Origin of the sequence: Kitasatospora sp. NPDC057518 (genome assembly GCF_042802075.1) — a bacterium.
In the GTDB taxonomy this organism is placed as follows: Bacteria; Actinomycetota; Actinomycetes; order Streptomycetales; family Streptomycetaceae; genus Kitasatospora.
On sequence record NZ_JBHVEU010000033.1, the window covers coordinates 15,833 to 33,984 of the forward strand.

The window sequence follows — 18,152 nt, forward strand, 5'->3', positions numbered from 1 at the left end:
CGGCCACGGCGGCTCCCGGCCTCACGGCGCCTCCTGCTGCTCCGCGTACCTGGTCGTGAAGCCCAGGACCGCCACGTACCGGCCCTCGGCCGGCCCGGTGACCTCGCTCGGCCGCACCGGCTGCCAGGCCAGGTACTCGGACCGCTGCCCCTCGTCGTTCCGGTAGCGCCGGCCGCCGTACTTCTCGTACCAGTAGTCCTCGCCGGAGGTCAGGAGTTCGGGGCCCGGCGGCCGGGAGACGCTCACGGCCAGCTCCGTCCGCACCGCCTCGTCCGTCGCCGGCCTGAACTCCACCGACGGGGCGATCGGCCGGGCCGCCGCCTCCGCCACCTCCTCCGGGGTCGGGTCGGCGGGCGGCTGGTGGGCGTACTCGTCGGCCGCGACCAGGCCGCTCCACTGCTGCGAGCTCCGCCAGCCCTCGGCGTCCAGGTACCGGTCCAGATCGGCCAGCCGGGAGCGGACGTCGCCGCCGTCGAAGGCCAGGTACACGTTCACGGTCCGCTCGCAGGCCACCGGCAGCCACAGCCCCCGGAGGAACAGGCCGCCGCGGTAGTCGGTGCGGCACACGTCGACCGTCGACCGCCCCAACCCCTGGGCCCACGGCAGCAGTTCGGGCAGCCGGTCGATCCGGTCGGCCATCCGCCGCTCGGCCGCCAGGCGGGCCTCCTCGGTCTCCGGCGCCCGCGCCACCCCCGGGACGTCCGGCGGGGCCGGAATGGCCGTGTCGCGGTAGAACCGCCACCCGGCCCAGCCGCCGAACACGACCGCCACTCCCAGGAGCGCGATCAGCGCCCACCTCAGCCAGAACCGAACCACACCCACCCCCGGTCTCCACCCACCCCGCTCGGGCATCGTACGGGCGCGAACGCGCCGGCGGACGGGCGATGCCGCCGAAGGGCCGTCCCGGCGACGGATCCCGGCGCCAGGGCGTGACGGTCACCCGCCGGACGTGACGGTCACCCGCCGGAGCGGATCGGCTCGCCCGTCCGGTGCAGGTGGGTGAAGATCTCCCGGTAGGAGCGGAACAGGCCCGTCTCGTAGTACGCGACGCCCTTCTCGGCGCAGAACTCCCGGGTGATCCGGGCAGCCCGCCCGAGCGCCGGAGTCGGCATGCTGGGGAACAGGTGGTGCTCCACCTGGTAGTTGAGGCCGCCCATCACCGCGTCGATGAGCAGCCCGCCGCGGACGTTGCGCGAGGTGAGCACCTGGCGGCGCAGGAAGTCGAGCTTCATCTCCGGGGTCACCATCAGCATGCCCTTGTGGTTCGGGGCGAAGACGCTGCCCAGGTAGACGCCGAACAGCGCCTGGTGCACGGCGATGAAGGCGACGGCCTTGCCGGCCGGGAGCGCGGCGAACACCAGGCCGAAGTAGGCGAGGAAGTGGACCACCAGCAGCACGCCCTCCAGCACCGGGCGCTTCACCACGGGCCCGCGCAGCGCGCGGAAGCTGTTGAAGCTGAGGTTGAGGCCCTCCAGCAGGAGCAGCGGCACGAACAGGTACGCCTGCCGGCGGCCGATGAACCGGGCGACGCCGCTCGCCTTCCGGGCCTGCCGCTGGGACCACACCAGGAGTTCGGGGGCGACGTCCGGGTCCCGCTCCTCGTGGTTCGGGTTGGCGTGGTGGCGGGTGTGCTTGTTCATCCACCAGCCGTAGCTCATGCCCATCAGCAGGTTGGCGGCGATCCGGCCGCCGATCTCGCTCGGCACCCGCCGGTCGAAGACCTGACGGTGCGCCAGATCGTGGGAGAGCAGGCCGATCTGGGCGAAGACGACGGACATCGCCGCCGCCAGGCCGAGCTGCCACCAGGTGTCGCCCAGCGCGAACAGGGCGTACCAGCCGCCGAGGAAGGCGGCGAACACCAGGGCCATGCGGGCGGCGTAGTAGCCGGGGCGCCGGTCGAGCAGGCCCTCGTCGACTATTCGGCGGGTCAACTGGGCGAAGTCGCTGCCGCCGCTCCCGGACCGGGAGGAGGGGGCTTCGGGCGCTTCGGTCGTCATCACGGGCTGCGCGGACATACCCCGGAGTCTGTCAGTGACAGGCCCTCCAGCGGAACGGGGAAAGCACCCGCCCCGTACGGGTGTTAGCCCCCTTGCCGCGAGGGGTGCCCGCCTGCCGCGACGATCGGCGGGCCGGACCGGCGGACCGGAGGACCGTCGCGGCGGTCGACGGCACCGGCCGTCAGCCCGCTTCCGGCCGCCCGAACAGCTCGTCCAGGTGGTACGCGAGGACCGCGAGCGCCTGCTCACCGGTGCGCTGGCCGCCCAGCACGCTGGAGCCGAGCCCGTTGACCATCGCCAGCAGCCCGGCCGCGACCGCCTCGACGTCCCGCTCCGGCCCGATCCCCCCGGCCTGCTGCGCCGCCCGGAGCTGCTTGGCGAGGAAGCCCTCCAGGACGACCGGCGGCTGCGCGGCCTGCTTCGCCAGCACCTCGGGGTCGCCGAGCACCAGCGCGTAGTACGCCGCGTACGTCCTGGTGATCCGGCGGCTCTCGGCGTCCGTCGGCAGGATGCAGGACAGGATCGCCGTCACCACCTCCCGGGGGGCGCGGGCCTGGCCGATCCACCGTTCCATCCGGGCCTGGAGCTGGGTGCCGAGCCTGGCCAGGGCGTCCAGCAGCAGTCCCTCCTTGGTCGTGAAGTAGTACTGGACGAGCCGCAGCGAGACCCCGGCCTCCGTGGCGACGGCCCGCATGCTGGCGGACTGCAGGCCCTGGGTGTCGGCGATGCGCAGCAGGGCCTCGGCGATCTGCCGACGGCGTTCCTCGTGGTCGACCTTCGCGGTCATTCCGGCCTCCGTCTGTTCGTCCCGCTTCACTTGGTACACCCGTATCATGCATGTGATACACATGTACCATGCGAATCAGCGAGTTCAAGAACGGCAAGGCCGAAGCCCGCTTCCGCGCCGCCTACGAGCGCGCGCTGACCGAACTCCGGCCGGGGCCCTGGACACCGCTCGACGTCCCCACCGGCTACGGCACCACCCGGGTGTACCGCACCGGCCGCGCCGAGGGCCGGCCGATCGTGCTGCTGCCCGGCTCCGGCGGCAACGCGCTGATGTGGCACGCCCACCTCGACGCCCTCGCCGCACAGCACCCCGTGATCGCCGTGGACACCGTCGGCGAACCGGGCGCCAGCGTGCAGAGCGCCCCCGTCACCGACGGCCGCGACGCCGCCGCCTGGCTGGAGGAGCTGCTCACCGCCCTCGACCTGCCCTCCGCCCACCTGGTCGGCTGCTCCTACGGCGGCTGGATCGCCCTCAACCACCAGATCCACCACCCCGGACGGACCGCCGCCCTCACCCTGGTCGAAACGGCGGGCCTCGCCGACCTGGACCGCCGCTTCTACACCTGGCTCGTCCTCGGCGGCCTCGCCGCGACGGCCCCGCGCCCGCTGCGCCCCCGGCTGGCCCGGCTGGTCGGCAACAGCGCCGTCCTGGAGACCGAACTGATGGCGCTGGTCCGCGCCTCGATGGGCTTCCGCCGCCGCCTGCCCCCGGCCGCCACCCTCACCGACCGGGAACTCGGCCGGCTCACCGCCCCCGCCCTCTTCCTCCTCGGCGAACGCAGCGCCCTGCACGACGCCCGGGCCGTCGCCGACCGCCTGCACCGGCTGGTGCCCACCGCCCGGGTCGAGATCGTCCCCGGCGCCGGCCACGCACTGCCCACCGACGACCCGGCGGCCGTCACCGCCGGCATCCTCGGCACGGCCGCGCGGCAGGCCGGCTGACCGGGGCCCTACGACCCGTCGGCCGGCCCGCCGAGGGCGGCGCGGACCAGGCGGGTGACCGCCGGGGTGGCCACGGCCAGGTCGGCCCCGCCGCCCACGGCTCCCGCCGCCTCCGCCTCCGCCGCCAGCGCGTCGTAGGTCTCGAAGGCGGTGAGCACGAAGAGCAGGCGCCCCGCGTCCGCCGGGGCGTCGGGCAGCCGGCCGGCCAGCACCGCGGCGCCCTCCCGGCGGCGGGCGTCGCGGTCGGCGATGACCCGGCCGACCTCCTCGTCGAGCGCGGCGAGGGCGCGCAGGCGGCGGGTGCAGACCCGGTCGACCGCCCAGAAGCCGCCCATCACCTCGACGAAGCGGTCCACCGCCGCCCAGGGGTCGGCCTGGGTGAAGGCCTCGGCGAGCCGGGCCATGCCGCCCTGCTCGGCGAGGGCGTCGCAGACCGCCTCCAGCAGGCCCGCCTTGGAGCCGAACTGGTAGTAGACGGTCGCCCGGGCGACGTCCGCGCGGCGGGCGACCGCGTCCAGCGAGACCCCGCCGGTCTCGGCCAGGTGCGCGCGGGCGGCCGCGACGATCCGGGCGCGGGTCTCGTCGACCTCCGCCTGCCGCTGTCCCATCCGGTAGGACCGGGGGCTCATCCCGCTCGCCTCCACTCGTTCCGTGTGAACTGGCAGTATCGCCGATCGGTTCACCCGGGCGGGGAAGGCCCGGCGCCCGGCGGAGCGGGCCCGGCGCTCAGATCATGACCCGCCCGCCGCTGACGTCCAGGGTCTGCCCGGTGATCCAGGAGGACGCGTCGGAGGCCAGGAAGAGCGTGGCCGAGGCGACGTCCGCCGGCTCGCCGAGGCGGCCCAGCGGGTGCGCGGCGGCGACCGCGGCCTGCACCTCGGGCGGCATCTGCGCGGCGGTCCGCTCGGTGCGGACGGCGCCCGGCGCGATGGCGTTGACCCGCACGCCCTCACCGGCGACCTCCAGGGCGAGGTGCCGGGTGAACATCAGCACCCCCGCCTTGGCCGTGGCGTACGCCGCGGAGGCGCCGCCGGCCAGCCGGCCGGCCGTGGAGGCCATGGTGACGATCGAACCGCCGCGGCGGGCCAGCAGACCGGGCAGGAAGGCCTGGACGGTGAGGAAGGTGGCGGTGAGGTTGCCGTCGAGCACGGCCCGCCAGTGCTCCTCGGTCTCGCGGACGGTCGGTACCGGGTAGCCTCCGCCGCCGGCGAAGGCGGCCAGGGTGTCGACGGGGCCGAGGTCCCGCTCGATCCGGGCGGCGGCGGAGCCGAGTGCCGCCGCGTCCGTGCAGTCGGCGACCAGTCCGAGCGCCCGGACCCCCTCCGCCCGCAGGCCCTCCGCCACCTCCGCCAGCGCCTGCGCGTCGCGCCCGAGGACGGCGACGGCCGCGCCCTGCCGGGCGAAGGCGCGGGCGGTCTCCGCGCCGATGCCGCGGCTGCCGCCGGCGACCACGACCACCCGGCCGTCCAGGTCGGGGTACCGATCCTGCCGAACTCCCATGTTCCATCGCTCCTTCGGGTTCGCACGCGCGGTGCGCCGTGGTTCACTTGATTTCATTCATACAGTCCGTCTGAATGAATAACAAGGCGCCATCCGAGACCGAACCATCCCGAACCATCCCGAGGAGGGAACCGATGAGGATCGCAGTCGTGGGTGCCACCGGACGCACCGGCCGTCTGGTGGTCGACCTCGCACTGGCCGCCGGACACACCGTCACCGCCGTCGCCCGCGACCCCGCCCGGCTGCCGGAGTACGCGCACGGCACCCCGCTCACCGCCCGGGCCGACGTCGGCCGGCCGGGCTCCCTGCGGGGGCCGCTGAGCGACCAGGACGCCGTCGTCGCCACCCTCGGCACCACCGGCCGCCGGACCGCCACCACCCTCTTCTCCGACGGCGCCCGGGAGTTGACCGCGGCACTGCGGGACGGCGGCGCCCGGCACCTGGTCACGATGAGCTCGGCGGGGCTGGACACCAGCCGGCTCCCGCGCGCCCAACGGGTGGTGGCCAGGCTGGTGGTCGACCGGCTGTACCGGGAGGTCCACCACGACCTGGCCCGGATGGAGGCGGTGCTCGCCGGCTCCGACGCCGCCTGGACGGTCGTCCGCGTGCCGATGCTCAAGGACGGCCCGCCGTCCCCGGGCCCGCAGGTCTCGTACGACCGACCGCTCCCCCGGGCCGGCACCGCCACCCGCGCCACCGTCGCCCACTGGATCGTCGACCACCTCGGCGACCCGACGACCTTCCGCCGACTCGTCCACCTCGCCGACGACTGACGCCCCGGCGGCACCGTCACACAACGGCGGCACCCACGCCGTCGTGGACGGCTCCGGCTGCTTCGTCCGCAAGTAGCGGGGGCCGGACCGGACCGGCCCCCGCGCTCAGCCCTGCTGCTGCGGCGGGCGGCGGCGCAGGGCGAGCAGCAGCAGGACCACCGCCGACAGCACGGCGGACAGCCGCAGCACGTTCGGGGCGGACGACCAGCTGATCGCGCCCAGCGGCGAGCCCGACTGGAGGCCGCCGCCCTGTCCGCCGGCCTGCTTGGCCTGCTGCATGGAGTAGAAGGTGGACACGCTCATCGTGACCAGCGGGATGCCGAGGATCACGAACTTCCGCATCAGGTCGGAGATCTGGCGGGACAGGTAGCCGAGGCCCCAACCGGCCAGCATGGCCGGGAGGAAGCCGGAGACCGCCCCGCCGACCAGCAGGGCGCAGGAGAGCAGGATCAGCGGGGAGGGCTTGCGGGCGGGCGCCTCCTTCTCCGCCTCCTGGCCCTTCCCCTTGGCCTTCCCCTTCCCCTTGGCCTTGCCCCCGGCCTTCCCGGCCGGGGCCTCGGGCGGCGCGGGAGGGGCGGCGGGGGCCGGCCTGAGCCAGCCCCTGCGCGGCTTCTTCGTCAGGTCGGCGGCGGGCGCCGCCGCCGTCTCCGCCGCCTCCGCCGCCGCCTGCTCGGCGGCCTCCTCGGCGGTGCGCTGCCCGGGGATCGGCTTCGGCGCGGGCCGTGGCCCGTCCGAGAAGTCGAAGAGCGTCATCGTCCACGGGCCGGTGCTCGACACCGTCGTCGGCGGGGGCCCGTCCGGCCGGTCCCCGGCGACGGTCTCCGGCAGGTGCAGCGGCACGGACGGGATGCCGCCCGCGCTCGGCGCCGGCGGGTCGTACACGCTGTCGGGGTCGAAGTCCGGAGCGGGAACGGGGGCGGACGGAGCCTCCGGAGCGCCGCCGGACGCGGCCTCACCCGAACCGGTGCCCGAGCCCGAACCCGAACCCGAGCCGGCGTCCGAAGCGGCGTCCGGGCCGCCGACCGAACGCTCGCTCCACGGCCCGCTCTTGCGCCACCACTCGCCGTCCGTCATCACCGACCACCCCGCCTCGCCCGTACCCGGCCGCCCACCGAACCGCCCTCGGCGTGACGCTACCCACCCCGCCCCCGCCCGCGCGAGTCCGTCCGCCGGTACGGCGGAGCGCCGGAGGTGCGCCCGGACGACGGACACCCCGTCGTCCCCGCGCCCGACTAACCTAGGTCGAATGACCACACAGCAGGGCCCTCAACGCCGGGGCAGGTCCGCCACCGGCCCGCGCACCCTCGCCGAGGAGTTGCGCGCCCGTCCCGACGACGCGCTCGCCGCCCTGCTCCGCTCCCGCCCCGACCTGCTGAACCCCGTCCCCGGCGACCTCACCCAGCTGTCCGCCCGGCTCTCCTCGCGCGCCTCCGCGCTGCGCGCCCTGGAGCGGCTCGACCGCTTCACCCTCCAGGTCGCCGAGGCCCTGGCCACCGCCCCGGACGGCACCTCGCTGAGCACCGTCCGCACCCTGCTGACCGGCCCGGCGAAGGTCAAGCCGCACCCCGGCGCCACCCCGCTCACCCCCGCCGACCGGTCCGCCGTCGCCACCGCCCTGCCGCGCGCGCTCGCCACCCTGCGCGACCGGGCGCTGCTCTGGGGCCCGGACAACGGGCTGCGGCTGGTCCTCGCCGTCCGCGAGGCGCTCGCCCCGACCGCCGTCAACCCGGGCCGCACCGGCCTCGGCCCCACCCTCGCCGACGCCACCGTCGGCATGTCCCCGGCCCGGCTGCAGCAGCTGCTCGCCTCGGCCGGGGAGCCCGGCACCCCGGACCCGGTCAGCGCCGTCGCCGCGCTCACCGCGCTGCTCACCGACCGCGCCCGCTGCGCCGCACTGCTCGACACCGCGCCCGAGGCCGCGCTGCGGCTGCTGGAGCGGCTGGTCTGGGGCCCGCCCACCGGCACCGTCCCGGACGCCACCCGCCCGGTCACCGCCGAGGACGCGCAGAGCCCCGTCGAGTGGCTGCTCGCCCGCGGCCTGCTGCTGCCCAGCAGCCCCGGCAGCGTCGTGCTGCCCCGCGAGCTGGCCCTACACCTGCGCGGCGGCCGCACCCACCGCACCGTCGAACCGGTCCAGCCCGAGCCCGCGCCCGCCGCCGCCCCGCGCGACCCGCAGGCCGTGGACGCCGCCGCGGCCGGCCAGGCGCACACCGCCGTCAAGACCGTCGAGGAGCTGCTGGACGGCTGGGGCCTCACCCCGCCGCTGACCCTGCGCGCCGGCGGCCTCGGCGTCCGCGACCTCAAGCGCACCGCCCAGGCCCTGGAGAACACCGAGCAGCAGACCGCCTTCTGGCTCGAACTCGCCTACACCGCAGGCCTGCTGGCCCCCGACGGCGAGGTGGACGAACGCTGGGCCCCCACCCCGGGGTACGACACCTGGCTGCACCTGGACACCGCCGAGCGCTGGTCCGTCCTGGCCGGCGCCTGGCTCGCCGCCACCCGCGTCCCCGCCCTCACCGGCACCCCGGACGGCCGGGGCAAGCCGCGCGCCGCCCTCGGCCCCGAACTCGACCGCACCCTCGCCCCGTCCGTCCGCCGCGCCACCCTCGCCCTGCTCGCCGAACTGCCGCCCGGCACCCCGGCCACCGCCGAGGAGCTGCTCCCCGCCCTGCGCTGGCAGCGCCCGCTGCGCGGCGGCCCCGTCGGCCCGGACGGCCGCGACCTGCGCGACGAACTCACCGCCTGGACCCTCGACGAGGCCGAACTCCTCGGCATCACCGGCCGCGGCGCCCTGGCCGCCCCCGCCCGCGCCCTGCTCACCGCCGAGTCCGACCCGGCCGAGGTGCTCGCTCCGCTGCTCCCGCAGCCGCTGGACCACGTGATCCTCCAGCCGGACCTCACCGCGATCGCCCCCGGCCCGCTGCTCACCCCGCTCGCCCAGGCCCTCGCCCTGTGCGCCGACATCGAGTCCAAGGGCGGCGCCACCGTCTACCGCTTCACCCCGGCCTCGGTGCGCCGCGCCCTCGACGCCGGCCGCACCGCCACCGACCTGCGGGCCTTCCTGGAGCAGCACAGCCGTACGCCCGTCCCGCAGCCGCTCGCGTACCTGGTCGACGACGTCGCCCGCCGGCACGGTGTCCTGCGGGTCGGCGCCGCCTCCTCCTACCTGCGCTGCGACGACCCGTCGCTGCTCGGCGAGGTCCTCGCCGACCGGCGCTCCGCCGACCTGCGGCTGCGGCTGCTCGCCCCCACCGTCCTCGCCTCCCAGGCCGCCCCGGACGTCCTGCTCGCCGCCCTGCGCACCATGGGCTACGCCCCGGCCGCCGAGTCCGCCGAGGGAGACGTGCTGATCACCCGCCCGGACAGCCGCCGCACCCCGCCCCGGCCGGCCCCCGTGCCCGTCCCCGACGGACCGCCCGCCCCCGACGACACACTGCTCGCGGCCGCCATCAAGGCCATCCGGGCCGGCGACCGCGCCGCCACCGCCACCCGCCGCGACCCCACCCCCGACCCGCGCCGGCTCCCCCGCACCGCCGCCGCCGAGACCCTGGCCGCCCTCCAGACGGCCGTCCTGCTCGGCGAGCGCATGTGGATCGGCTACCTCAACGCCGAGGGCATCGCCAGCCAGCGCATCATCGACCCGGTCAAGGTCGAAGGCGGCTTCGTCACCGCCTTCGACCACCACGCCGACGAACTCCGCACCTTCGCCCTGCACCGCATCACCGGCGTCGCGGAACTCGACGAGTGACCCCGGGGAGGCCGGGGGCCTTCAGTGCCCCTGCTGCGCCTCCTTCATCTTGTCCTGGACGGCCTTGTCCGCCAGGCTGCCGATCTGCCCCTGCCCGACCGGCATCGACCCCCCGGTGACGGTGTCCGCCAGCAGGAACCCGGGCGCCGCGAGCAGGCCGCCGGGCCCCTCGCCGATGCCCGCGAGGGCGTGGGCCGAGCCGGCCGAGGAGGCGGTGGCCGCGAAGGCCGAGCCCATCAGGGCGAGGGCGGTGAGAACACGCTTCGACTTCTTCATGACCAGCTCAACGAGCGAGTACGGACGGTGGTCACTCCGGGCGGCTCCCGCGCACCGCCCGCGATGCGCGACACTGGAGGGTCTGCGTCAATCCACCCTGTCAGCCAGTGGAGGGCTTCCCCGCGTGAACGACGGACCGCTCATCGTCCAGAGCGACAAAACTCTTCTCCTGGAGATCGACCACCCCAGGGCCTCCGACTGCCGTCGCGCCATCGCGCCGTTCGCCGAGCTGGAGCGGGCGCCCGAGCACGTGCACACGTACCGGGTGACGCCGCTCGGGCTGTGGAACGCGCGGGCGGCCGGGCACGACGCCGAGCAGGTGGTGGACGCCCTGGTGACGTACTCGCGCTACCCGGTGCCGCACGCGCTGCTGGTGGACGTGGCGGACACCATGGGCCGGTACGGGCGGCTCCAGCTGCTCAAGCACCCGACCCACGGGCTGGTGCTCACCACCACCGACCGGCCGGTGCTGGAGGAGGTGCTGCGCTCCAAGAAGGTCGTCCCGCTGGTCGGCGCCCGGGTCGACCCGGACACCGTGGTGGTGCACCCCTCCGAGCGCGGGCAGATCAAGCAGGTGCTGCTCAAACTCGGCTGGCCCGCCGAGGACTTCGCCGGGTACGTGGACGGCGAGGCGCACCCGATCGACCTGGACGAGGACGGCTGGCAGCTGCGCCCGTACCAGGCGCAGGCCGTCGAGGGCTTCTGGCACGGCGGCTCGGGCGTGGTCGTGCTGCCCTGCGGCGCCGGCAAGACGCTGGTCGGCGCGGCCGCGATGGCGCACGCCAAGTCGACCACGCTGATCCTGGTCACCAACACCGTCTCGGCCCGCCAGTGGAAGCACGAGCTGGTCAAGCGCACCTCGCTCACCGAGGACGAGATCGGCGAGTACAGCGGGACGAAGAAGGAGATCCGCCCGGTCACCATCGCCACCTACCAGGTGATGACGACCAAGCGGAAGGGCGTCTACGCCCACCTGGAGCTGTTCGACGCCCGCAACTGGGGCCTGGTGGTCTACGACGAGGTGCACCTGCTGCCCGCGCCGGTGTTCAAGTTCACCGCCGACCTCCAGGCCCGCCGCCGGCTCGGCCTGACCGCGACGCTGGTGCGCGAGGACGGCCGCGAGGGCGACGTGTTCAGCCTGATCGGCCCCAAGCGCTTCGACGCGCCGTGGAAGGAGATCGAGGCGCAGGGCTACATCGCGCCCGCCGACTGCTGCGAGGTGCGGGTCACCCTGACCGACTCCGAGCGGCTCGCCTACGCGACCGCCGAGCCGGAGGAGCGCTACCGCTACTGCGCCACCACGGCGACCAAGCGGCGGGTGGTGGAGGCGCTGGTCAGGAAGCACGAGAAGGACCAGACGCTGATCATCGGCCAGTACATCGACCAGCTGGACGAGCTCGGCGAGGCCCTGGACGCCCCGGTGATCAAGGGCGAGACCAGCAACGCCCAGCGCGAGAAGCTCTTCGAGGCCTTCCGGAACAAGGAGATCGGCGTCCTGGTGGTCTCCAAGGTCGCGAACTTCTCGATCGACCTGCCCGAGGCCACCGTGGCCATCCAGGTCTCCGGCACCTTCGGCTCCCGCCAGGAGGAGGCCCAGCGCCTCGGCCGGGTGCTGCGCCCCAAGGCGGACGGGCACTCGGCCCACTTCTACTCGGTGGTCGCCCGGGACACCGTGGACCAGGACTTCGCCGCCCACCGGCAGCGCTTCCTGGCCGAGCAGGGCTACGCGTACCGGATCATGGACGCGGACGACGTGCTGTGACGCACGGGCGGTAGGCCGTCCCGGGAACGGACACGGTGCTCAGGACCGGACGGCGCCTTCAGTACCGGACACCGTCGCGCCCGAGGAAGATCACGCGCGCGGCGGTGTCCAAGGCGATGCCGACGTTGCGGACGGCGGTGCTCAGCGGGTTGCGGTGGCGCCCGGAGACGGCGGTGGCGCCGGACGGGCCGGGTCGGGGGGTTCGGTTCGTGGTGCTCATGTCTTCAACGGTAGGCACCCGACCGGCGGTCGGCATCACTCCAAAGGCCGTATCCGCAGGTGCGCGGCTCGTCCGCCGGGTGTACGGCGGCCCCCGAGGCCGGGGTAGGGCGAACCCCGAGGCCGGTACGGCCGGAACCCCGGGACCCGCGCGGCTGGCCCCCAGGGGCGGACGGGTCTAAGATCGTCCGTCTGCCCCCTCCCGAACCGTGGTACCTGCTGAAGTCCCGCAGGCAGCCGGGGGAGGTACCGACCGTTCGGCAACCGGTCGGCCGTACCCACCGTGAGCTCCTACGATCCGCTGCGCCCGCCACCGGGGGCAGCCGGGAAGGTTCGCTGTGCCCGCCACCTCCACCACCGACCCCCTCCAGCGCGAACGCGACCACCTGGCCGCCTCCCGGGCCGCGCTGCGCGCGATGCGCGAGGACGTCGAGTCGCTCGACATCCGCGACGTGACCGGCACCTGGGTCACCGCCCTCGTGCTCCAGAACCAGATCGAGGCCAGGATCGCCGCCCTGGCCGACCTCTCGCACACCCCGCTGTTCTTCGGCCGCCTCGACTACCTGCACGCGATCAGCGAGGAGCTGAGCGAGGGCAGCGGCGGCGAGAGCTTCTACATCGGCCGCCGGCACGTCCACGACGCCGACGGCGACCCGATGGTGATCGACTGGCGCGCGCCGGTCTCCCAGCCGTTCTACCGGGCCAGCCGCACCGACCCGATGGACGTCGACCGCCGCCGCCGCTTCGGCTACACCGGCGGCGAGCTCACCGCCTACGAGGACGAGCACCTCAGCGACCCGGCCGAGACCGATTCCGCCTCCGCCCTGCTGGCCGCCGAGATCGAGAAGCCCCGCGTCGGCCCGATGCGCGACATCGTCGCCACCATCCAGCCCGAGCAGGACGAGATCGTCCGCTCGGACATCACGGGCACCATCTGCGTCCAGGGGGCGCCCGGCACCGGGAAGACCGCCGTCGGCCTGCACCGCGTCGCGTACCTGCTGTACGCGCACCGCGAGCGCCTGGCCCGGACCGGCACCCTGGTGATCGGGCCGAACAACGCCTTCCTCTCCTACATCGAGCAGGTGCTCCCGGCCCTCGGCGAGCTGGAGGTCGCCCAGGCCACCGTGCAGCAGCTGGTCGGGCACGTCGAGGTGAGGGGCGAGGACGACCCGGAGGCGGCCCGGCTGAAGGGCGACGCCCGGATGGCCGAGGTGCTGCGCCGGGCGGTGCGGTCGGGCATCGCGCTGCCCACCGAGCCCTGCGTGGTGGTCCGCGGCTCCCGCCGCTGGCGCGTACCGGTGTACGAACTGGTCGAGATCATCGAGGAGTTGAAGGGCCGCGAGACCCGCTACGGCGCGGCCAGGGACGCCCTGCCGCAGCGCATCGCACACGCCGTACTGCTGAAGATGGAGCAGGGCGGCGAGGCCCCGGACGACCGGGTGCAGGACGCGGTGGCCCGCAACAGCGCCGTCAAGGCGGTGGTCAAGGAGTGCTGGCCGGCCGTCGACCCGGCGAAGCTGGTCCTGCGGCTGCTCTCCGAGCCGGAGTTCCTGGCCGCGTGCGCCGAGGGCGTGCTGACGCCCGAGGAGCAGCGGGCGGTGCTGTGGCCCAAGCCCGGCCGCTCGGTGAAGACCGCCCGCTGGACGGCGGCCGACGCCGTCCTGGTCGACGAGGCCACCGACCTGGTGCAGCGCACCCCCTCGCTCGGGCACGTGGTGCTGGACGAGGCCCAGGACCTCTCCCCGATGCAGTACCGCGCGGTCGGCCGCCGCTGCACCACCGGCTCGGCGACCGTCCTCGGCGACCTCGCCCAGGGCACCACCCCGTGGGCGACGGCGAGTTGGCCGGAGGCGCTGCGCCACCTGGGCAAGCCGCAGGCGCACATCGAGGAGCTGACCAAGGGCTTCCGGGTGCCGGAGGAGGTCATCGCGTACGCCTCCCGGCTGCTCCCGGCGATCGCCCCCGGCCTGGCCCCGGCCTCCTCGGTCCGTGAGGCGCCCGGTTCGCTGACGATCCGCCGGATCGCGGACGGCGACGCCAACGGAGACACGGACGGGAACGGCGACGCGGCCGACACGGAGGCGGTCCTGGCCGCCTGCCGGGAGGCGCTGCAGCACGAGGGCTCGACCGGCCTGATCGCCGCCGACGCCCGCGTCCCGCGGCTCGCCGAGGCGCTGACCGCGGCTGGCCTGCCGTACCTCTCCCCCGGCGACGAGACCAGCGCGGAGGCCCGGCTCACCCTCGTCCCGGCCTCGCTGGCCAAGGGTCTGGAGTACGACTACGTGGTGCTGGACGAGCCGGCCGCGGTGGTCGCCGGGGAGCCGGACGAGCGGACCGGCCTGCGGCGGCTGTACGTGGCGCTGACCCGTGCCGTCTCCGGGCTGACGGTGCTGCACCGCGAGCCGCTGCCGGAGCAGCTGCGGTAGCGCGCGGAAGGGCCGGTCCGCGGACCGGCCCTTCCGTACGAACGCCCGTACCGGCGCACCCGCGCTCAGGCGTCGATCAGCGCCCGCCACTCGGCGACCTTGGCCGCGTCCACCGGCGTCCGCCAGCCGTCGACCCGCACCGCGCCGCCGACGTGGAAGGCGTCGAAGCCCTCCGCCCGCAGCTCCTTCAGGTGCTCGGCCCGCAGGCCGCCGCCGATCAGGATCCGCTGCCGGTACCCGGGCTCGCCGGCCCGGGCCAGCTCGGCCGACAGCACCTCGCGCCCGGCGTCCACCCCGGCGGCCGCGCCGGAGGTGAGGAAGGTGTCCAGGCCGGGCAGCCCGCCGACGGCGGCCCGCAGGGCGGCCCGGTCGGCGCTGTGGTCGATCGCCCGGTGGAAGGTCCAGCGGCAGCCGGCGATCGCCTCGGCGACGGCCGTGGTGGCGGCCAGGTCGACGGCGCCGTCGGCGTCGAGGAAGCCGAGCACGAACTCCTCGGCCCCCTCGGCGCGCAGCGCGGCGGCCCGGGCGCACAGCCCGTCCACGTCGCCGGGGGCGAAGCCGTCCCGGATCCGCAGCATGACCCGCAGCGGGATGCCGACGGCGGCCCGGATCCGGCCGAAGTCCTCGACGGACGGGGTGAGCCCGTCGGCGGCCATGTCGGTGACCAGTTCGAGCCGGTCGGCGCCGCCCGACTCGGCGGCCTGGGCGTCCTGGGGCGTCAGCGCGATGACTTCGAAAATTGGTCTAGACATATTCGACAGCCTGCCACATCGGACCGCCCCCGGAAACTCCCAGGGGGCCGTTCCGGTCACGCCGGAACGGCCCCCCGAACCCCCCGGTCACGCCGGACCGTGGACCGCCCCGATCGCACCGGACGCCCCGACCGCCTCCGACCGGCCGAACCGGTGCACCGCCACCGCCACCAGCACCAGCGCGGCCACCGACGGCCCCACCGCCGGCAGCAGCTGCGAGACCCCGCCGGACCCGCGCCAGATGTTGAACAGGCAGCCCGGCCCGGCCAGCACCAGCGCCGCCACCCCCGCCGCCGTCGGCGCCACCCGCCCGCGCAGCCCGGCGAAGGTCAGCAGCAGCGGGACGACCAGCATCACCACGAACCACACCAGGTCCAGCGGGAAGGTGGTGTCGTCCCAGCTCTGGGCCGCCTCCAGCAGCCCGCCCACGGCCCCCGACGCCAGCACCAGGCCGGCCGCGCGCAGGCCCGGCCGGGGCAGCAGGTCCGTCGGCGCCGCCGCCAGCAGCAGCGCGGCCAGCACCAGCGGCAGCGTGGCCATCGCGATGTAGCCGCTCCACCACAGGTCGAAGGAGGAGGACCAGACGGCGTCCGCCAGGTCGTAGAGCCCCACCGCCCCCAGGATCAGCGCGCTGCCCCGCACCGCCGTCCAGCGCCCCAGCAGCCCCGCCACCAGGAGCAGCACGGCGGCCACCGGCGGGCAGAACGACGAGAAGTAGGCGCCGTACGAGTCGTCCCAGGAGAGCAGGTTGGCGATCCGGTGCGCGGTGGTCAGCCAGGCCACCAGCGTGGCGCCGGCCACCGCCCCGGCGAGCATCGGCGCGACCACCGCGAGCAGCCGCCCGGCCGCCGTGGCGCCGGTCAGCCCGAGCCGCACCCGCAGCCCGTACACCGCCAGGCCGAGGACCTCCCGGGCGACCGCGAGCCGGCCGCCCGCCGCCGTCGTGTCGGCGAACACCTCGGCCAGCTCCTCGCCGCGCTCGCGGCGGTACGGCTCCGGGTAGAGCTGGAGCGCGGCCCGCAGCACCGCCGAGGGCCCGGCGCCGATCACCGGTGTGGTCATGAGAGGCCTCCCCCCGTCGCGGGCCGCCCCTGCGACCCGGTCTTGCCCGGCAGCATCGACCGGATCCTGGTCAGCCGGCGCTCGGCCTCGGTGGCGACCGCCCGCAGCCGCTCCGCCTCGGCGGCCAGCGCCTCCCGGCCGGCGGCGGTCAGCGCGTAGCTGCGCCGGGCCCGGCCGTCCACCACCTCCTCGGCGGCGACCTCGATCAGACCCTGGCCCAGCAGCCGGTCGAGCGCCCCGTAGAGCGTGCCGGTGCGCATCTTGACCCGGCCGTCGGAGATCGCGGCGATCTCCTGGATGAGCGCGTAGCCGTGCCGCGGGGCGTCGGCCAGCGCGGTGAGCAGCAGCAGCGTGGGCTCCTGCATGGAGCGTTCTGTCATACGACTACATATATCGTCAACCTACCTATAGGTCCAGCGCCCACTCCCCGGGTCCGGCACCCGGCCGGGCCGCCACAATGGTCGCCATGCCGACCACCGAGGACGCCCCGCCCGCCGAGGAACCGCTCACCGACGCGCCCGCCGAGGGCCCGCTCGCCGACCCGCCCGCCGAGGGCCCGCTCGCCGACCCGCCCACCGACGACCTGCTCGCCGCCTGGACCGCCCTGCTGCACCGCTGCGGGGCCGCCGTCGACCCCGAGCCGTACGGCCGGGAGCTGCTGCGCCGCTGGTCGGAGCCGCAGCGCCGCTACCACACCGCCGCGCACCTGCGCGCGGTGCTGGGCCTGGTCGACGAGCTGGCCGGGCACGCCGCCGACCCGGAGGCCGTCCGCCTCGCGGCCTGGTTCCACGACGCCGTCTACCGCCCCGACCGCACCGAGAACGAGGAGCGCAGCGCCGCCCTGGCCGTCCGCGCGCTGACCGCCGCCGGGCTGCCCGCCGAGCGGGTCGCCGAGGTCGAGCGCCTCGTGCTGCTCACCGTCGGCCACCACCCCGCCCCCGGCGACCGCGACGGCGAGGTGCTCTGCGACGCGGACCTCGCCGTCCTCGGCGGCTCCCCCGAGGCGTACGCGGCGTACGCGGCCGCGGTCCGCGAGGAGTACGGCTTCGTCCCCGCGCCGGACTTCGCGGCCGGCCGGGCCGCCGTCCTGCGCCATCTGCTCGCCCTGCCGGACCTCTACCGCACCCCGGCCGCCCGCGAGCGCTTCACCGCGGCCGCCCGCGCCAACCTGACCGCGGAGCTCGGCACCCTCTGAGGCCCGTCAGCCCCACCGCCCGCGCACCCGGTCCGCGACGGCCACTCCCCCCGTCACGGCCAGGACCCGCCCGGCCACGGCCCACCACGCGTCGTGGCCGGCCCCCGCCGCCTCCAGCACGGCCCACCACAGCCCGAGCCCGCAGCACCCGCCCGCCACACCCCACACCCAGCGCCTCATGCGCGCACCGTACCCACCCGCGCACCACCCCCGGAAGGCACCCCCGGCCCCGAGCCGGCCGGGCTAGGCGAGCTTCCCCACCGGCGCCACCACCGCGCCCTGCTTGCCGCACACCCAGTGCGGCTCCGGCCCCAGCTCGGGCTCCACGCTCAGCGCGTGCGGGTCCCCGTCGGCCGCGCACCCGGTGCACAGCGGCCAGCGCCCGTACGCCTCCAGCAGCGCGTCCTGGACGTCCTGGGCGACCAGCCCGAGCACGTACTCGGTGCCGTCCGGCCACTGCTCCAGCCACCAGCGGCGGTGCGTCACGGCCTGCTCCACCAGCGAGACGACGGCGGCGTCCGCCACGTCCCGCGCGGTGAGGTCGGCCAGGATCAGTGCCCGCGCGTTGTGCAGGGCGGTCTCGATGTCGTCGGAAGCCATCCGTCCATTCTCCGTCCACCGGCCCGAACGCCGAAACGCCCGGACGTCCGAACGCCCGGGCCCCGGAACTTCCGGACGCCGAAACGCCGTGTGGGCGGCCCCCCGAAGGGCTGT

At 75.5% G+C, this 18,152-nt stretch carries 19 protein-coding genes; 6 read left to right on the forward strand and 13 right to left on the reverse strand.

Features of this window, described 5'->3' with window-relative positions; all coding sequences use genetic code 11:
• Positions 1-21: 21 nt before the first annotated feature.
• The 3 genes from ACFU7Z_RS05695 to ACFU7Z_RS05705 all read right to left on the reverse strand — a co-directional run bounded on the left by ACFU7Z_RS05695 (position 22) and on the right by ACFU7Z_RS05705 (position 2,784).
• Positions 22-822: a hypothetical protein gene (locus tag ACFU7Z_RS05695; protein ID WP_380776408.1), complete on the reverse strand. Its 801-nt coding sequence runs from the start codon at positions 820-822 to the stop codon at positions 22-24.
• A gap of 134 nt (positions 823-956) precedes the next feature.
• Positions 957-2,015 carry an acyl-CoA desaturase gene (locus tag ACFU7Z_RS05700; RefSeq protein WP_079272734.1) on the reverse strand — a complete coding sequence of 353 codons (1,059 nt, stop codon included), beginning with the start codon at positions 2,013-2,015 and terminating at the stop codon, positions 957-959.
• A 163-nt stretch (positions 2,016-2,178) separates the two neighbouring features.
• A complete protein-coding gene (locus ACFU7Z_RS05705; RefSeq protein ID WP_074005456.1) occupies positions 2,179-2,784 on the reverse strand; it encodes a TetR/AcrR family transcriptional regulator in 606 nt (201 codons plus the stop codon).
• 68 nt (positions 2,785-2,852) lie between these two features.
• On the opposite strand from ACFU7Z_RS05705, the gene ACFU7Z_RS05710 reads away from it, so the two are divergent.
• A complete protein-coding gene (locus tag ACFU7Z_RS05710; RefSeq protein WP_074005455.1) occupies positions 2,853-3,725 on the forward strand; it encodes an alpha/beta fold hydrolase in 873 nt (290 codons plus the stop codon).
• 8 nt (positions 3,726-3,733) lie between these two features.
• On the opposite strand, the gene ACFU7Z_RS05715 is transcribed toward ACFU7Z_RS05710, so the two are convergent.
• The gene (locus ACFU7Z_RS05715) at positions 3,734-4,354 is read right to left on the reverse strand and encodes a TetR/AcrR family transcriptional regulator (protein WP_380776411.1); all 621 of its coding nucleotides are present in this window, start codon (positions 4,352-4,354) and stop codon (positions 3,734-3,736) included.
• A gap of 97 nt (positions 4,355-4,451) precedes the next feature.
• Positions 4,452-5,225: an SDR family NAD(P)-dependent oxidoreductase gene (locus ACFU7Z_RS05720; RefSeq protein WP_380776414.1), complete on the reverse strand. Its 774-nt coding sequence runs from the start codon at positions 5,223-5,225 to the stop codon at positions 4,452-4,454.
• A gap of 134 nt (positions 5,226-5,359) precedes the next feature.
• Between ACFU7Z_RS05720 and ACFU7Z_RS05725 the strand changes: the two genes are divergently transcribed.
• Entirely contained in the window at positions 5,360-5,998 is a 639-nt protein-coding gene (locus ACFU7Z_RS05725) for an NAD(P)-dependent oxidoreductase (protein ID WP_380776416.1), read from the forward strand.
• Positions 5,999-6,103: 105 nt separating this feature from the next.
• Here ACFU7Z_RS05725 and ACFU7Z_RS05730 read toward each other — a convergent pair whose 3' ends face one another.
• Entirely contained in the window at positions 6,104-7,072 is a 969-nt protein-coding gene (locus ACFU7Z_RS05730) for a hypothetical protein (protein ID WP_380776419.1), read from the reverse strand.
• 172 nt (positions 7,073-7,244) lie between these two features.
• Here ACFU7Z_RS05730 and ACFU7Z_RS05735 point away from each other — a divergent pair, with 172 nt between their 5' ends.
• Positions 7,245-9,746 (forward strand): helicase-associated domain-containing protein, encoded by a 2,502-nt coding sequence (locus ACFU7Z_RS05735; RefSeq protein WP_380776422.1) that lies wholly within the window; start codon positions 7,245-7,247, stop codon positions 9,744-9,746.
• A 21-nt stretch (positions 9,747-9,767) separates the two neighbouring features.
• Here ACFU7Z_RS05735 and ACFU7Z_RS05740 read toward each other — a convergent pair whose 3' ends face one another.
• Positions 9,768-10,022 (reverse strand): hypothetical protein, encoded by a 255-nt coding sequence (locus tag ACFU7Z_RS05740; RefSeq protein WP_049652328.1) that lies wholly within the window; start codon positions 10,020-10,022, stop codon positions 9,768-9,770.
• Positions 10,023-10,146: 124 nt separating this feature from the next.
• Between ACFU7Z_RS05740 and ACFU7Z_RS05745 the strand changes: the two genes are divergently transcribed.
• Positions 10,147-11,784, forward strand: a complete 1,638-nt coding sequence (locus ACFU7Z_RS05745) for a DNA repair helicase XPB (RefSeq protein WP_049652330.1) — start codon at positions 10,147-10,149, stop codon at positions 11,782-11,784.
• Between the two features lie 58 nt (positions 11,785-11,842).
• Here ACFU7Z_RS05745 and ACFU7Z_RS05750 read toward each other — a convergent pair whose 3' ends face one another.
• Complete coding sequence (locus ACFU7Z_RS05750; RefSeq protein ID WP_158077777.1) at positions 11,843-12,004, reverse strand: hypothetical protein; 162 nt, start codon at positions 12,002-12,004, stop codon at positions 11,843-11,845.
• A gap of 337 nt (positions 12,005-12,341) precedes the next feature.
• Here ACFU7Z_RS05750 and ACFU7Z_RS05755 point away from each other — a divergent pair, with 337 nt between their 5' ends.
• Positions 12,342-14,429 (forward strand): HelD family protein, encoded by a 2,088-nt coding sequence (locus ACFU7Z_RS05755; protein ID WP_380776425.1) that lies wholly within the window; start codon positions 12,342-12,344, stop codon positions 14,427-14,429.
• Between the two features lie 65 nt (positions 14,430-14,494).
• Here the strand turns inward: ACFU7Z_RS05755 and ACFU7Z_RS05760 are convergent, their stop codons facing one another.
• The 3 genes from ACFU7Z_RS05760 to ACFU7Z_RS05770 all read right to left on the reverse strand — a co-directional run bounded on the left by ACFU7Z_RS05760 (position 14,495) and on the right by ACFU7Z_RS05770 (position 16,623).
• Positions 14,495-15,181, reverse strand: coding sequence for a copper homeostasis protein CutC (locus ACFU7Z_RS05760; protein WP_049652332.1), 687 nt, complete (start codon positions 15,179-15,181; stop codon positions 14,495-14,497).
• A gap of 87 nt (positions 15,182-15,268) precedes the next feature.
• A complete protein-coding gene (locus ACFU7Z_RS05765; protein WP_380776428.1) occupies positions 15,269-16,243 on the reverse strand; it encodes a hypothetical protein in 975 nt (324 codons plus the stop codon).
• The gene (locus ACFU7Z_RS05770; protein ID WP_049652335.1) at positions 16,240-16,623 is read right to left on the reverse strand and encodes a PadR family transcriptional regulator; all 384 of its coding nucleotides are present in this window, start codon (positions 16,621-16,623) and stop codon (positions 16,240-16,242) included. Before ACFU7Z_RS05770 ends, ACFU7Z_RS05765 begins: the two co-directional genes overlap by 4 nt.
• A gap of 77 nt (positions 16,624-16,700) precedes the next feature.
• On the opposite strand from ACFU7Z_RS05770, the gene ACFU7Z_RS05775 reads away from it, so the two are divergent.
• Positions 16,701-17,438 carry a hypothetical protein gene (locus ACFU7Z_RS05775; RefSeq protein ID WP_380776431.1) on the forward strand — a complete coding sequence of 246 codons (738 nt, stop codon included), beginning with the start codon at positions 16,701-16,703 and terminating at the stop codon, positions 17,436-17,438.
• A gap of 6 nt (positions 17,439-17,444) precedes the next feature.
• Here the strand turns inward: ACFU7Z_RS05775 and ACFU7Z_RS05780 are convergent, their stop codons facing one another.
• Together ACFU7Z_RS05780 and ACFU7Z_RS05785 are read right to left on the reverse strand one after the other, a co-directional pair.
• Positions 17,445-17,618, reverse strand: a complete 174-nt coding sequence (locus ACFU7Z_RS05780) for a hypothetical protein (RefSeq protein ID WP_380776434.1) — start codon at positions 17,616-17,618, stop codon at positions 17,445-17,447.
• A gap of 63 nt (positions 17,619-17,681) precedes the next feature.
• Complete coding sequence (locus tag ACFU7Z_RS05785) at positions 17,682-18,038, reverse strand: hypothetical protein (RefSeq protein ID WP_049652339.1); 357 nt, start codon at positions 18,036-18,038, stop codon at positions 17,682-17,684.
• Between the last annotated feature and the right edge of the window lie 114 nt (positions 18,039-18,152).